This is a genomic window from Marinobacter sp. F3R11 (assembly GCF_003318275.1).
In the GTDB taxonomy this organism is placed as follows: domain Bacteria; phylum Pseudomonadota; class Gammaproteobacteria; order Pseudomonadales; family Oleiphilaceae; genus Marinobacter.
The window spans coordinates 462,886-477,207 of the sequence record NZ_QOCH01000013.1 but is presented as its reverse complement, the minus strand read 5'-3'; the positions used below and the strand labels follow the sequence as shown (position 1 = coordinate 477,207).

Here is a 14,322-nt window from a genome sequence, read left to right as displayed (position 1 = left end):
GATCTAAAGAATGATAGTAATGCTATTGATGCTCTCGTGAGACGAATTAGTGCTGATCCAGGAAATTTTGTGGCTCGGGAGATTCGTCCAGCTATATGGCCAAAATGAACTTAAGCATTTAAGTTGCGGCAGTAAAACACTGCCGCAACTATTTGAGCCTCGACGGGCAGCTACTCACCAACGCCCCTCATTCTCCATACTCGCCCAAGGCTCCTGAGCCGGCAGTAAGATAAGGTGCGTTCGGCCGCCGAGTCGCCCAAACCAATGACCTGACGCGAACCGAATTTCTCTGGCAGGGCGACCGCTTCATTGCCGAAGAAACCGGAGATCAGTACCGCACTTACGTGTACGAACCAGACACCTTCAAGCCGCTGGCTCTAGTCGATGGTTATGGTCCGGAACAGTCGAGTATTTACTACTACCATCTGGATCACCTGGGCACGCCTCAGGAACTGACTAACGCCAGGGGTGATCTGGTGTGGTCAGTTACTTATCGCGCCTATGGTAATGTCGTTCAGCAACAAGTCGCAGAAATCGACAATCCGCTCCGCTTCCAGGGTCAGTTAGAGACGCTTATCAGATTTACTACAAAGCCGGTGATCCAAATTCGTGGAGCGATGCTCGGTTGATGGGGCAGTTTAATACTTTGCAATTATTCGATAGAAATGGCGTTCCTCGTGTTGAAGTACCAAAAGAGAGAGGTGGAAAAGGACCTGAGTTGGAGCCTTTTGCCACCTCATATCCTGAGTATGGTCAAGGCGGGGAGCGGCAGTTAAAGCCGAGTGAAAGGATCAGGGTGCGCTTTGATCAGATACAACTGTTGCCGGAGTCTCGAAATGACTGACGATGAATTTCTTAGACAGTTTGAATATCTTGTAAAGAAGTATATTGAGGACGAAAAAGTGGCTGAGGGACTTATTCGCGAGGCCAATGCACTTGGTGCGGATGCAGCCAAAGGGCTGATGCATGACTTCAATCAGCATGCGAGCCCAGTTGAGACTGGTGATGCTCAGATCATAAAGGATATCGCGTTCTACTTTATTTAGTCCAACCAAGACAGTCTTTACTCCAATGTTTTAGCGTGGGCGCTTATTAGACGCGCCAAGCCAATACCTATCCAAAGAAAAGCGAATCAGATTATGTTTCGGTGACCTGCTGACCTTCCCCCAGCTTTCTAACCCATCGAGATTTCAGCAATGTTCACCTACAGAGAGCACGATGAACATGAATAAGCGATTCTCCGAAATTCCCGTTTTGAAGGAAAACACGGCGGGCTTGCAGGCTAAAGGTCTGTGCCGGTAGTGCAATATCTCGGATGCGACCTCCTGCACAGGTAGCAGGAAGAAGCGCTCGCGCTATGGGGTATGCTTCAATGCATACATGCATGTTATACAACCCTGGCCGATTTAATGCTCATCGACCACTCCCCCTCAAGCTTTTTACTTGCTCCTCCAAAACTTCAGCATTCGCCTTTTCTGCCGAAACCGGCTCGCCAGCCACCAATTCAATCCGCGACCAGAACCGCTTTGGAAGGTGGCTTAGTGCTGGCCCGCCGCAGTGGCTGAAAAAGCTGCCCCAAAGTCCTCGAAGCGCCATGGGTACTACAGGTACGGGCCTGCGCTCCAGGATGATCTCAACGCCTTTTTTGAAGGGCCCCACTTCGCCGTCACATGTGAGCCGTCCTTCCGGGAAAATACAGACTACGTTGCCAGCGTCCAGTTCTTCGTCGATACGCTCGAAGGCGTTATCGTAGATCTCCGGCACTCTATTTCTTGGGCCTATCGGGATGGTCTTTGCGAGTTTGAACAGGGCGCCAAGAACGGGCATTTTGAAGATCTGGTAGTCCATCACGAAACGGATGGGACGGCGCACGGCACCGGCGATCACCAGCGCATCCATGTAGGTTATGTGGTTACAAACCAGCAGTACCGGACCTTCTTCGGGAATCTTGTGAAGCCCTTCATGACGAACCCTGTAGATAGTGTGTGACAGCACCCAGACAATAAACCGCAAGGCAAATTCCGGCACTTGTTGGTAAACAAAGCCTGCCACGATCAGGTTCATGATGGACAGCACCAGAAAGAATTCGGGAATGCTGATGTTGATCACGCCCAGCATCAAGATCCCCATGCCGGCACTGACCACCATGAACAGGGCGTTGAATACGTTTAGCGCTGCGATTACGCGGGCACGCCGGGGTTCCGGGGTTTCCCTTTGTACGAATGCGTAAAGCGGTACGATAAAAAGGCCGCCAAAGAAGCCGATACCCAGCAGATCAATTGCCACCTGCCGGTGCTGGCTGTCGGTGATGATCATCCACCAGTCGGTCGGCACCGGGTTGGCGGGCATACTGAAGTATAAGTCTAGCCCGAACAGGCTGATGCCGAGAGAACCAATGGGTACAATGCCCAGTTCGATCCGGTGCCCGGACAGCCGTTCACAGGCCACTGAGCCCAGTGCAATTCCTATGGTGAACACGGCTAGCAGCAGGGTGACAACGGTTTCGTCTCCCATCAGGTCCGTTTGGGCGAAGCTGGGGAACTGGGTGAGGTAGGCGGCGCCCAGAAACCAGAACCAGGAAATGGCGATGATGCACAGCAGCACGGAGTAGTTTTCAGCTGCCAGCCGCATCAGGTTCCAGGTTTCTTTCAGAGGCCGAAAGCCAATGGTCATTTGTGGGTTAGTAGCGCCAGTCACGGGAACCTTTCGTGCGGCCAGATAGCCAATAGCGGCGATAGCTACTACGCCGACCGCAGCCAGCTTTTCAGGCTGTTCACTGCCCATTAACAAGCCGGCGGCCAGTGTACCCACCAGGATCGCAACGAAGGTGCCCATTTCCACCAGAGCATTGCCACCCACCAGTTCATCATTGGTAAGCACCTGGGGCAGAAGGGCGTATTTGACCGGTCCAAAGAAGGTGGATTGTACGCCCATGAGGAATAACAGCAGCAGCAAAGCCTCGTACCACTCGTGCCAGAGGCCAATGGCGGCCAGTACCATGATGGCGATTTCTGCCAGTTTTACCCAGCGGATAACCTGGGATTTTTCATACTTGTCAGCCAATTGGCCTGCAATTCCGGAGAACAGAAAAAACGGCAGAATGAACAGAAAAGCTGCGATGTTCACAGCCACATCAATCGGCAGGCCCATTAATCCACCTGCGGTATAGGTAATCAACAGCAGCAGGATATTGCGGAACAGATTGTCGTTGAAAGCACCGGAAAATTGCGTCAAAAAAAATGGCAGGAAGCGGCGCTTTGAAAGCAGACGAAACTGACCGTGATCATCCATGAGATCTATCCTTTGTCCATTGTTTGGGTGTACTCACTGGCTCGTTCTTTTGTTGCGCTGATTTGCCACCGCAGTGAAAACTATCGAATCTGCAAGATGATAACAACCTTTATTGCGGGAGTATGGGGATGAGGTTTTATCACCGGAGCTCAGGATCGCGGTCGTGAGGTTCCGGGCCAGGCTTCAGGTACAACAAACAGGCGGTCTGTCTCGAACCAATCCCCCGTTTGACGATCTTCATGCATGATTGCGAACAGTTGCGGGACCGATTTATTCTCCACACGCTCCAGTGCTTCCAGAGCATGTTGTTTATCCGGCAGGCTGCTCTGACACCAGTTGCCAATCCAGTGCGGTTTGTTGAGTACAACCCAGTGTGATGTGTTCAGTTTTCTTGCGTCGTGGGCGTACATCCAGCGGCCGCGCAGGTGGTTTTCTGGAACATAGTCCGGGGTTTCAACCTGCTGATCATCAGGATAGAAAAGATATCCCGGCATGAAAACCCGCGGTGTCAGCGGGCCGGTGATATCAAATTCAGAGAGTAATGCGAGGGTTTCCGGGAGTTGTGTACGGCGGCTTTGCTGTTCCAGCAGACTGGTTGTTTTCATGTCCAGCCGGTCATGGGCATTAGGGCCGTACCAGAGTGTTTTGCCTTGCTCCTCCGAAACGCCAAGATAGAACTTTATGGCGATCTCGTGGTGTTCGATGCGATCATTGTTCTTGTTGAACACCACGAAGTCCAGTTCGCCGATGGTGCGACCGTTTGACTGGATCTGCTGATTTTTTAGCAGAACGGGCCAGCCAAGCAAGTCTTCAAGTAAAACCTGATACAGACGTTCAAAATAGAAACCCAGCCTGCGTTGTGGTGGTTCGATTAGCAGCGGTGGTGCAGTTTCAGTGTTTTTGTCCCAGGCTTTCAGAGTGTCGGGATAGTTTGAGGGCAGGTATTGCCCAGGTTCAAATGTGATCGGCGAATGCATCAGCTGAGGCGCCTGACACAACCATGCAAGGTGGCGTATCGCAGGTGTCCGGTACGAATTGATCAGCTTTGAGGAGAGGTTTGCAGTCATTTGCCCAGAATACCGTAAACTGCTACGTAATAAAGGCGGGAGTGTTCAAAGGGGCATTATCTGGAGCACAATGATTCGTGGTACGACGCAATCGCAGGTAACAGGAGAAAGTATGCAATACCTACATACGATGATCCGCGTAAGCAATCTGGAGCAATCCCTGCACTTTTTCTGTGATCTTCTGGGTATGATCGAAATCGATCGAAAAAGTAGTGAGAAGGGCCGCTTTACACTTGTGTTTCTGGCGGCAAGCGGGGATGAATCCCGGGCTCGTGAAGACAGGGCCCCGATGCTGGAACTGACCTATAACTGGGATCCGGAAGAGTACTCCGGCGGTCGTAACTTTGGACATCTGGCTTATAGAGTGGATGATATCTATGCCCTTTGTGAGAATCTGCAGGCAAATGGTGTAACCATTAACCGTCCGCCCCGGGATGGTCACATGGCGTTTATCCGGACTCCCGACGATATATCGATCGAGTTGCTGCAAAAAGGTGAACCTCTGGCACCCAAAGAACCGTGGGTCAGTATGGAGAATACGGGTATCTGGTAAGCCGGGCCGGCTAATTCGTGAGAAATGAAGGCCCATGAGAATGGCCTGGTATCACCAAGGCCTCAGAACATAAACCATTTGTATAACTTCTACTGTATCAGGACGATGCGATAAAACAGGGAGACGTTTTATGGACGACTGGCAGGGATGCCTTACCCCTCAATGTCAGGCTGCATTGCTGAATGCCCGTGATGATGTTGACCGCCGAGGCGGGAACGTGATCACCGTTGAAGACTTCCTGCTTGCGCTGCTGGATTCCAGCCCCTCTGCAAGTAACTTTCTGCGAAGCTCCGGTGTGGATATGGATGAGTTGATCCGAACTATCCAGGGTGAGCAGCCAATGGTGACAGAGGTAGGTGGTGAAGGTCTGCTTTCCTCCCAATTAATTTATTGGTTGGCCACAGCGCGGGAAGCCTTTGGTACACCAGTGTGGCTGGACTGGCCTCAGCTTCTGGAGGTGCTTGCACGGCACGCAGAGCGTTTGCAGGGCAAAGCCTATGTTGCAGTTCTTGAGCTGGTTTTACACTGGCCCGACCCGGGCAGTTCGGCATACACCACTGAGAAGATGGAGCCGTCCGGTATTGAAGAGCATGAGGCTGCTCCGATTGTAATTACCGATCCTGAATGGGTTGAGCTGGCCGAAGACGTTGCTGTCACTCTCGCCGCAATGCCTGGCGCTCTGGTTTGGGTTCGGGGAGAGCGCGGGGTAGGAAAGTCCTCATGGCTGAGTTCAATGCTGGAGTCACTTGCGCAACCCTATGTCGAAATGGATCTGCGGCGCGAAGTTGAACTGATGGCTAGTGATCTCGCTGTGATTCCTGCGTCTACCGAAAAACCCTGGCCGGCCCTCGTTCTTGATAATGTAACCCCCGCTGATCTGCTGATGCTGATAGACCAGCCTTCCGGCTTTGTATCCGAGTTGGTTCTGCACTGGGAGGGGCCTGTAATGCTTCTGGGGCCCGATTCGTCAGGTAGCGAAGATGCGTGCAATATTCTGGAACAGCGCCTTGGGCGGGGGCTGCAAGCGTTCGATATGTGCCCGTCGAGTACTACGCAACGTAAAGCAATTCTGGTTGCTCATCAGGCGGCTATTGAGCGCCGTTGGAACATTCAGCTGCCGGAATCTGCTGTTCAGTTTGCAGCTTCAAGGCGGAGCCGTTGCGTTGCCACGCCGGGCGGCATGCTGCAATGGGTAGAGCGCGCAGCGGCAAGGCTTGACCTTTTTGCCCGACGTGGCCCTGCCCGCTCTGTGGCACTCTCCGGGCAGGCAGATACTCTCAGGCGCCAAAGCCTGGTTGCTATCGCGCGGCAAGAACCTCTGAATGAAATCGAAAAGTCGCTTGAGGAAGTCTGTTTGTTGCGCGCTGCTATGGAAGTTGCATGGCACGAGCGCAAGGCTGCAGGAGCGTTGCGCAGGCTTTTGGTGGAAGACTTGCGTCAGGAACTGGAACGCTGGGTTGCAGCGCGGCCCGGGCCGGTTCACTATGTGCTCCATTGTGACCATCAGCATGGAGAATCTGCGAGTGCAGGATCTGGAAATTTACATCCGTGACCTGGAAGCCGGAAAGGTTAGTCATTGGCTGGAAAACCATATTTCGCAGTTGATACTGGATGACAGCGATGTATCGTCCATCATCAAAGGCTCGGCCTGTTTCGGTGAAGACCAATTGAAAATAACGCTGTATCCGCAAGCCTTTGGCAAGCGGTACACCTCTCTGATTATTGAGGGTGAACGGCTACCCTGGAACAGTGATCTGGAGTGCGCGCGGAGTGCATGGCGCGCATTGGATACAGAAATCCGTTGCAGCCCGGGTGAATGGAAAGAGGGTGAACCGGCAGAGGATGAGAAGTGGTGGCGTCTGGATAACCGGGGTGAGCAACTGGTTGTCTGGAACTGAATTAGCAGAAATGAAAAAGGCAGCCCGCATGAAAACAGGGCTGCCTTTTTTACATCAACGGATATTTTACTCGCTCAGAATGGAAACGTTATCTGCCTGCAGGCCTTTGTCTGCATCAACTACGCTGAAACGAACCAGTTGGCCCTGGCGCAGTACCCGGCGGCCACTGCCGCGAATAGCGCGGAAGTGAACAAAGACTTCGTCCCCACTTTCACGAACGATAAACCCGAAACCTTTCTTAACGTTAAACCACTTAACAGTGCCTTCTTCGTCGCCTTCAGGGCTGTTGTCGTCGTAGTCCTCATCTTCATCGACATAGTTCTGCTCGGAACTCTGATTCCTTGAAGCTGAGCTGCCCCGCTGGGATGTGCTGCGGGCAGTCTGCTGTTTGGCTGAAACTGCTACGGCCAGGAAACCCGCAATACCGAAAATAATAAAAGTGATGATATAAGCAGCAATGCCACGGGAGCTGCCCAGTGCCTCTACAAACTCGCCAATGGCAATCAGGCGAAGAGGTTCAGGGGTAAACGAGAGCAGCAGAGCAAGTACCAAAGGTGCTGGAATAGCGATCAGGAGAGCAACAAGGATCGCTTTGGCTGGATTTCGCATTGACTAAGAATTCTCCATTTTTACTAATGCTTGACGATAAAAAGCCGGACATCGGGTAAAATCGCTCATCCGGCCTGGTGAATGCCGCCTGATTTCCGGGAAAACGGAAGCTCTGGCGGGTAAAAGCGGCATGATAACAGATTATCCCGACTACTGACCAAGTCGTCATGCCGAACCGGATCTTAAGAGAGTGCATTTGATCACATTCCTCACCCTATCCACGTGAACCATTCATGCTAAGGAGTTTCGGTACGCGATGAGCGACAAGGATCTGCAAGCCAGACTGGATGAGCTTGAAACCCGGCTTGCCTTTCAGGACGACATTATCAACACCCTGAGCGAACAGTTAGCGAAACAGGAAATGGATATTCGTGAGCTTTGGAACGCAAAGCGGTTATTGCACAACCAGTTGAAGGATGTGTCATCTTCCAATATAAAGCGGGAAGAGGAGGAAGCGCCTCCTCCTCACTATTGATACCGTGAACGAAAATGCCGAAGCAATCGCTTCGGCATTCCGGGAGCACCTGTCTGCCTGTGAAACGGCAGGTCAGGCCAGCAGTTCTACAAGTATTTGCTCATAGATCAGGGACAGCTTGTCGAGATCATCGGCTTTCACACACTCATCAATCTTGTGAATAGTCGCGTTGATCGGGCCAAGCTCCACAACCTGAGCCCCTGTAGGTGCGATAAAGCGACCATCAGACGTGCCTCCTGAGGTGGAAAGTTCGGTTTCCAGCCCGGTTACATTGCGGATGGCATTCTGGCTAGCAGCGACTAAAGCTCCTTTGTCGGTCAGGAAAGGGCGGCCGCTGAGGTGCCACTGCAGATCGTATTCAAGGTTGTGTCGGTCAAGGATGGCCACAACCCTTTCTTCAAGGCTTTCAGCCGTATTTTCAGTGCAGTAACGAAAGTTGAAATGCACCAGGCATTCTCCGGGAATGATATTGCTGCCCGTACCGGCTTCCACTTTCGTGATCTGAAATGTTGTCGGTGGGAAATAGTCATTGCCGTTATCCCAGAACTCGTTTGCCAGAGAGTGCAGAGCCGGAGCAACGGCATGAACGGCATTCTCCGCAAGGTGGGGGTAGGCGACATGGCCCTGAGTCCCTTGTACTGTCAGGTAGCCATGTAATGAACCGCGCCGGCCATTTTTGATGACATCTCCGACTTCCCGGGTACTGGAGGGTTCGCCTATCAGGCACCAGTCCATTTTCTCCGAGCGGTTTTCCAGGGTTTCAATCACCTTTACGGTTCCGTCATGGGCCGGGCCTTCTTCATCGCTTGTGATCAACAGGGCAATGGAACCATGGTGGTCCGGGTGGGCGCTTACAAAACGCTCACACGCGGTGATGAACGCCGCAAGGCTGCCTTTCATATCAGCAGCGCCACGACCATACAGGTAGCCGTCTTTGATTACCGGATCAAACGGAGGGTGTGCCCAGTTTTTTTCCGGCCCTGTGGGAACGACATCTGTGTGACCTGCAAAAGCCAGGACGGGTCCCTCTGAACCCTTGCGGGCCCAGAGGTTATCTGTGTCGCCAAAACGCATGTGCTCGCCGATAAAGCCCAGAGGGGCCAATCGGGACATCATCAGTTCCTGGCAGCCTGCGTCGTCGGGTGTTACTGACGGCCGGCTGATCAGGTCGATGGCCAGTTCGAGTGTTTTAGAATCAGTTGTTTGCATGCAGTTCTTCGTTCAGCTCAATGGCAGATTTGTTGGTTTTACATTCAACTGCACCAGTCTGGCTGTTGCGGCGGAATAGCAGGTCGGGCTTGTTGGCCAGATCCCGGGCCTTGATAACTTCTACCAGTTTGTTGTTGTCATCCAGTAAAGCCACTTTTGTACCGGAAGTAACATAGAGGCCGGCCTCAACCTTGCAGCGGTCACCCAGGGGAATACCAACGCCGGCATTGGCGCCGATCAGGCAGTTTTCACCAACGGCAATAACAATGTTGCCGCCACCAGACAGGGTACCCATGGTGGAACAGCCGCCACCAAGGTCGGATCCTTTGCCGACTATAACGCCAGCGGAAATGCGGCCTTCAATCATGCTGGTGCCTTCAGTACCGGCGTTGAAGTTAATGAAGCCTTCGTGCATCACCGTTGTGCCTTCACCCACATAGGCGCCGAGGCGTACGCGAGCCGTGTCTGCAATACGGACACCTTTGGGCACCACGTAATCTGTCATCTGCGGGAACTTGTCTACAGATTTGACTTCCAGTGTGCGCCCTTCCAGACGTGCTTTCAGCTGGCGTTCAGGTAGTTCATTCAGGTCAACTGCGCCCTCGTTGGTCCAGGCCAGGTTTGGCAGCAGGCCGAAGATACCGTCAAGTTTGACGCCATGAGGCCTGGCCAAACGATGGGAAATCAGGTGCAGTTTGAGGTAAACCTCCGGAGTGCTGGAAGCGACATCGTCTGTTTCAAGAACGGTCACGACAACAGGGCGCTTGCTGCCAGCTGCTTTTTCAGCGAGAGATGCCTGATCGGTCGCGCCAGTCTGACGCAATGCATTTGCAAACTGGGTCAGTTGTTCAGCGGTTACCTGAATTGCGTGATTGCCGCCTTTGTAGTTGAGAGCAGTTTCTACTACGTCGATCAGCTCTTTTTCGGGTTTCATGATCGGCTGCTGGTAAAAAACCTCTAGCCACTCGCCCTGATTGTTTTGGGTGCCGATACCGATACCGAATGCAAAGCTCATGTGCGGATTGCTCCTGTTTATTAGTTGATCAGTGTTGCCCAGTCGTTGGCATTGAAGCCGACATAAACAGACCCTTCATGCTCGACCACAGGCCGTTTGATGATAGATGTGTTCTCGAGCATGATGCCATGGGCCGATTGGGCGCTAATGGTATCACGAACCTCTTCGCTGAGTTTGCGCCATGTGGTGCCGCGGCGGTTCAGCAAAACTTCCCATCCCACGGCTTCTTCCCATTGGGTCAGCCGGGCCTCGTCGAGCCCTTCTTTTTTGAAATCGTGGAACTCATAGGCGATGTTATGCTCATCAAGCCATTTGCGGGCCTTTTTGACGGTATCGCAATTCCGGATGCCATAGAGCTTCATAAATCAGTTTACCTTTACAAATTCAACAATACGTCTGGCCGCTTCAACGCATTCTTCCAGTGGAGCAACCAATGCCATGCGTACCCGGTTTTCCCCCGGATTATGACCATCGACGGTACGGGATAAATAGCGGCCTGGCAGTACATGCACGTTTTGCTGTGCCGAGAGTTCCCGCGCAAAGGTTTCGTCATCCATGGGGGTGACCGGCCAGAGATAGAATCCGGCATCCGGGAAATCAACATCCATGACTTCCCGCAGAATGGGCACCACTGCTTCAAACTTGGCGCGGTAAGCCGCCCGGTTTTCGCGGACATGGGTTTCGTCCTGCCAGGCTGCGATGCTCGCCAGCTGGTTGTGAACGGGCATTGCACAACCATGATATGTCCGGTAGCTCAGGTAACCTTTCAGAATATTTGCATCACCCGCAACAAAACCTGATCTCAGTCCCGGCAGGTTGCTGCGTTTTGAGAGGCTGTGAAAAACTACGCAGCGTGCAAAGTCGTGCCGGCCTATGGCTGCACAAGTTTGCAGCAGCCCTTCGGGCGGGTTGTTTTCATCTGGATATAGTTCGGAATAACATTCGTCCGAGGCCACAATGAAGTCGTATCTGTCTGCCAGTTCAATGACCTTTGTCAGAGACTTCCGGGGCATGACGGCACCACTGGGGTTGCCGGGCGAGCACAGGAAGAGTACCTGGCAGTCCCGCCATACGGATTCTGGCACTGCATCAAAATCCGGAACAAAACCATTTGAGGCGTCGCATGGCAGGTAGACCGGTGTGGCGCCTGCGAGAAGCGCAGCACCTTCATAAACCTGATAAAAGGGGTTCGGGCTTACAACCTTTGCCTGCTTGCCTGAATCAACTACCGCCTGGACCAGAGAAAATATCGCTTCCCGGGTGCCGTTCACCGGAACGATGTTGTGATCCGGGCTCAGGGAGCCAGGCTGCAGCTGGAATCGACGGGTAGCCCATTCTCCAATGGCCTCCCTGAGTTCGTCCATTCCTTTGGTTGTAGGATAGTTAGCCAGTCGGTCGAGGTTATCGGCAATCACCTGTTTCACAAACTCAGGAGAGGGATGCTTGGGTTCACCAATCCCCAGTGAGATCGGGCGCAGATTGTCTGGTGCGGATACACCTGCTTTGAGTTTCGCCAGTTTTTCGAAAGGGTAGGGGTGAAGCTTGTCCAGATTTGGATTCATTGAATGTCATCCAGCATTTTACATAGGTCCTGCTGCAGGGCGCTGCACACGGAAGGGTCACTGATAGGCCCGCCGTGTTCGTCGGTAACAAAGAACACGTCTTCGACCCGTTCGCCCAATGTCGCAATTTTGGCGTTGCTCAGGCGTATACGATGATCCAGCAGTACCTGACCGACCCGTGCCAGAAGGCCGGGGCGGTCAGGTGTAACCACTTCAATTACCGTACGCTCGTTGATCGTATCGTTGGAAAATACCACTTCGGTAGGGAACGCGAAGTGCCTGAGCTGCCGTGGTGTGCGGCGATGAATAATGTCGGGGTAGTCTTCCGGGTCATCGAGCTCTTCGATCAAGCGCTTGCGAACTCGCTCTTTGCGGGCCGGATCTACTCCCAGAGGCTGGCCTTTTTCGTCCAGCACCACATAGGAACTGATTGTATAAGGGCCATCGTTTGAGCTGATACGGGCATCAACAATGTTCAGGTTGAGTTGCTCCAGAACTGCCGTTGTTGCAGCAAACAGGGTTGCCCTGTCATTCATGTAAATGATGATTTGTGAAAAGCCATCAGACGGCCCCCCGTGGGTGTCACGGATAAGAACCAGTGGTCCGGGGGTGTTGCCATGATCAATGATTGCTGCAGTTTGCCAGGCGATATCAACCGTGGAGTCCTGCAGGAAATAGTCTTCATCAACCGTGTCCCAGATAGCGTCGATCTGTTCGTCTGTAATTTTCTGGGCATGGAGGATTTCGCGGGCCTCGGACTTTGTTGCCTGAACCCATGCCTGCCGGTCAACAGGAATCTCGGCACCACGACGCAGGGCGCGTTTTGCTTCCAGGTACAGTTGGCGCAACAGAGATGCCCGCCATGTATTCCAGAGTTTGGGATTGGTGGCGCTGATGTCACAGACTGTGAGGATGTACAGATAATCCAGGTGCGCCTGGCTGGGCAGAGCCCGGGCAAATGACTGAATAATGTCCGGGTCGGAAATGTCTTTGCGTTGAGCTGTCATGGACATCAGCAGATGATTTTCCACCAGCCAGGATGCAAGTTGGGTATCACGTTCACTGAGGTGATGGCGCTTGCAGAAAGATGCCGCATCCTCGGCTCCAAGCTCCGAGTGATCTCCCCCCCGGCCCTTGGCTACGTCATGGTACAAGCCTGCAATATAGAGAATTTCCCGCTTCGGAAGCCCGTGAATCAGTCGCCCGGCTAACGGGTAGTTCTCGCGCGCATCCGGGCGGTTCAGCCGTACCATGTTTCTCACGACCCGCATGGTATGAGCATCAACCGTATAGATATGAAAAAGGTCATGCTGCATCTGGCCGATAATCTGGCCGAACTCCGGCAGGTAGCGGCCCAGCACGTTGTACTTTTTCATGGCTGAGAGTGTTTCATCCAGCGCATGGGGTGTTCGCAGAAGTTCCATGAACAGGGAGGTTACTGCAAGGTCCGAGCGGAAGGCATCGTCAATCAGGTGTCTGTGTGCCCTCAGGGAACGGATGGTTGTGGCCCGGATGCCTTTGATTTCCGGATGCTGGGCCATCAGCACAAAGATTTCCATGATCGCATAGGGGGAGTAGGCAAATACCTGGTTGTTTACTGCCTCTATGTAGCTGTTGCGGATCTGGAAGCGTTTGTTGATGGGCTGGATATTATCTTCGGTGCCTGTGCCGAGTATTGCTTCATCGTAAAACTGAAGAATCACGTCGGTGAGCTCTGCAAGTGCCAGCACTGTTCGGTAATAGGCCTGCATCATGAGTTCGACATCCAGTCGCTTGCCTTCATCCTTGTATCCCAGCATCTGCGCCAGGGTGCGCTGATGATCGAACAGCAGCCGGTTTTCGTTGCGGTCTGCAATCAGCTGAAGGCCGTAGCGCAAACGCCACAGGAGGGTTTCACCCTTAACCAGTACCTGATGCTCCTCGTCAGTGAGAATGCTGAAATGAGTCAGATCCGCAATGCTTTGCAGGCCAAAGTGTCGTTTGGTAATCCAGCCAATGGTTTGTATATCCCTCAGAGCACCGGGAGAGCTTTTTACGTTAGGCTCCAGATTGTACTCTGTGTCGCTGTATTTCTTGTGGCGCTGGAGCTGTTCCTCGCGCTTGGCAATAAAATAGTCGCGGTCAGTAATGATGTTATCGGAGTAGGCTTGTTCGCTGAGTTCTTCCCGAAGTTCATCCGGGCCGGCAATGGTACGGGTTTCAAGAAGGTTGGTCAGGGTGGTTATATCATCCCGCGCAGCATCTTTGCTCTCCTCAATGCTGCGTACACTGTGGCCGATATCGAGCTTCAGATCCCATAGCAGGGTAATGAAGGCGCCGACATCCTCTTCCCAGCCCGGCTCAATGCCATTTCGGGTCAGGATCAGCAGGTCGATGTCCGAGTGGGGATGGAGCTCACCACGACCGTATCCTCCGACAGCGATCAGGGCGATATCGGGTGAGCTGGAGAAAGGGTACCTGTTCCATATAAGCTTCAGTACCGTGTCAACCGTATCAGCCCGGGAGTGAACCAGCTCCCTTACGTCAGCGCCCTGCCGGAAGGCTTCTGCATCTGCGTCATAATGTTCTTTCAGAAATTCCCTGGTCGCCATGACAGGGGATATGTCGTTGCTGATCCTGGTCTCCAGCTCCTGACGGTCCACG

General features: G+C 53.0%; 13 protein-coding genes and 1 pseudogene. 6 read left to right on the top strand and 8 right to left on the bottom strand.

All coding sequences use genetic code 11. From position 1 onward, the window contains the following. Positions 1-236 precede the first annotated feature (236 nt). Positions 237-563 (top strand): annotated as a pseudogene (locus tag DS878_RS07215) (RHS domain-containing protein); the annotation flags it as partial. A gap of 273 nt (positions 564-836) precedes the next feature. Then, on the top strand, positions 837-1,046 hold the full coding sequence (locus DS878_RS07205) for a hypothetical protein (protein ID WP_113815279.1): 210 nt from the start codon (positions 837-839) through the stop codon (positions 1,044-1,046). 367 nt (positions 1,047-1,413) lie between these two features. On the opposite strand, the gene DS878_RS07200 is transcribed toward DS878_RS07205, so the two are convergent. After that, entirely contained in the window at positions 1,414-3,291 is a 1,878-nt protein-coding gene (locus DS878_RS07200; protein WP_113815278.1) for an MFS transporter, read from the bottom strand. A gap of 149 nt (positions 3,292-3,440) precedes the next feature. Continuing rightward, the gene (locus DS878_RS07195; RefSeq protein WP_113815277.1) at positions 3,441-4,358 is read right to left on the bottom strand and encodes a DUF1853 family protein; all 918 of its coding nucleotides are present in this window, start codon (positions 4,356-4,358) and stop codon (positions 3,441-3,443) included. A 112-nt stretch (positions 4,359-4,470) separates the two neighbouring features. Here DS878_RS07195 and DS878_RS07190 point away from each other — a divergent pair, with 112 nt between their 5' ends. From DS878_RS07190 to DS878_RS07180, 3 genes are all read left to right on the top strand, one after another. Beyond that, positions 4,471-4,911, top strand: coding sequence for a VOC family protein (locus DS878_RS07190; protein WP_113815276.1), 441 nt, complete (start codon positions 4,471-4,473; stop codon positions 4,909-4,911). A 130-nt stretch (positions 4,912-5,041) separates the two neighbouring features. After that, complete coding sequence (locus DS878_RS07185; RefSeq protein ID WP_113815275.1) at positions 5,042-6,463, top strand: hypothetical protein; 1,422 nt, start codon at positions 5,042-5,044, stop codon at positions 6,461-6,463. Further along, complete coding sequence (locus tag DS878_RS07180) at positions 6,435-6,809, top strand: hypothetical protein (protein WP_113815274.1); 375 nt, start codon at positions 6,435-6,437, stop codon at positions 6,807-6,809. Before DS878_RS07185 ends, DS878_RS07180 begins: the two co-directional genes overlap by 29 nt. 66 nt (positions 6,810-6,875) lie before the next feature. Here DS878_RS07180 and DS878_RS15690 read toward each other — a convergent pair whose 3' ends face one another. Then, positions 6,876-7,418: a cold-shock protein gene (locus tag DS878_RS15690; protein WP_113815273.1), complete on the bottom strand. Its 543-nt coding sequence runs from the start codon at positions 7,416-7,418 to the stop codon at positions 6,876-6,878. A gap of 256 nt (positions 7,419-7,674) precedes the next feature. On the opposite strand from DS878_RS15690, the gene DS878_RS07170 reads away from it, so the two are divergent. Continuing rightward, positions 7,675-7,893 (top strand): SlyX family protein, encoded by a 219-nt coding sequence (locus DS878_RS07170; protein WP_113815272.1) that lies wholly within the window; start codon positions 7,675-7,677, stop codon positions 7,891-7,893. 72 nt (positions 7,894-7,965) lie between these two features. On the opposite strand, the gene dapE is transcribed toward DS878_RS07170, so the two are convergent. Genes dapE through DS878_RS07145 form a run of 5 tightly spaced genes read right to left on the bottom strand, consistent with a single transcriptional unit; the run spans position 7,966 to position 14,321 of the window. Continuing rightward, a complete protein-coding gene (gene dapE / locus DS878_RS07165) occupies positions 7,966-9,102 on the bottom strand; it encodes a succinyl-diaminopimelate desuccinylase (protein WP_113815271.1) in 1,137 nt (378 codons plus the stop codon). Next, positions 9,089-10,117, bottom strand: a complete 1,029-nt coding sequence (gene dapD / locus DS878_RS07160; RefSeq protein ID WP_113815270.1) for a 2,3,4,5-tetrahydropyridine-2,6-dicarboxylate N-succinyltransferase — start codon at positions 10,115-10,117, stop codon at positions 9,089-9,091. Before dapD ends, dapE begins: the two co-directional genes overlap by 14 nt. A gap of 20 nt (positions 10,118-10,137) precedes the next feature. Then, the gene (locus DS878_RS07155; protein ID WP_113815269.1) at positions 10,138-10,479 is read right to left on the bottom strand and encodes an ArsC family reductase; all 342 of its coding nucleotides are present in this window, start codon (positions 10,477-10,479) and stop codon (positions 10,138-10,140) included. Between the two features lie 3 nt (positions 10,480-10,482). Further along, positions 10,483-11,679, bottom strand: coding sequence for a succinyldiaminopimelate transaminase (gene dapC / locus DS878_RS07150; RefSeq protein WP_113815268.1), 1,197 nt, complete (start codon positions 11,677-11,679; stop codon positions 10,483-10,485). Continuing rightward, positions 11,676-14,321 carry a [protein-PII] uridylyltransferase gene (locus DS878_RS07145; protein WP_113815267.1) on the bottom strand — a complete coding sequence of 882 codons (2,646 nt, stop codon included), beginning with the start codon at positions 14,319-14,321 and terminating at the stop codon, positions 11,676-11,678. Before DS878_RS07145 ends, dapC begins: the two co-directional genes overlap by 4 nt. Between the last annotated feature and the right edge of the window lies 1 nt (position 14,322).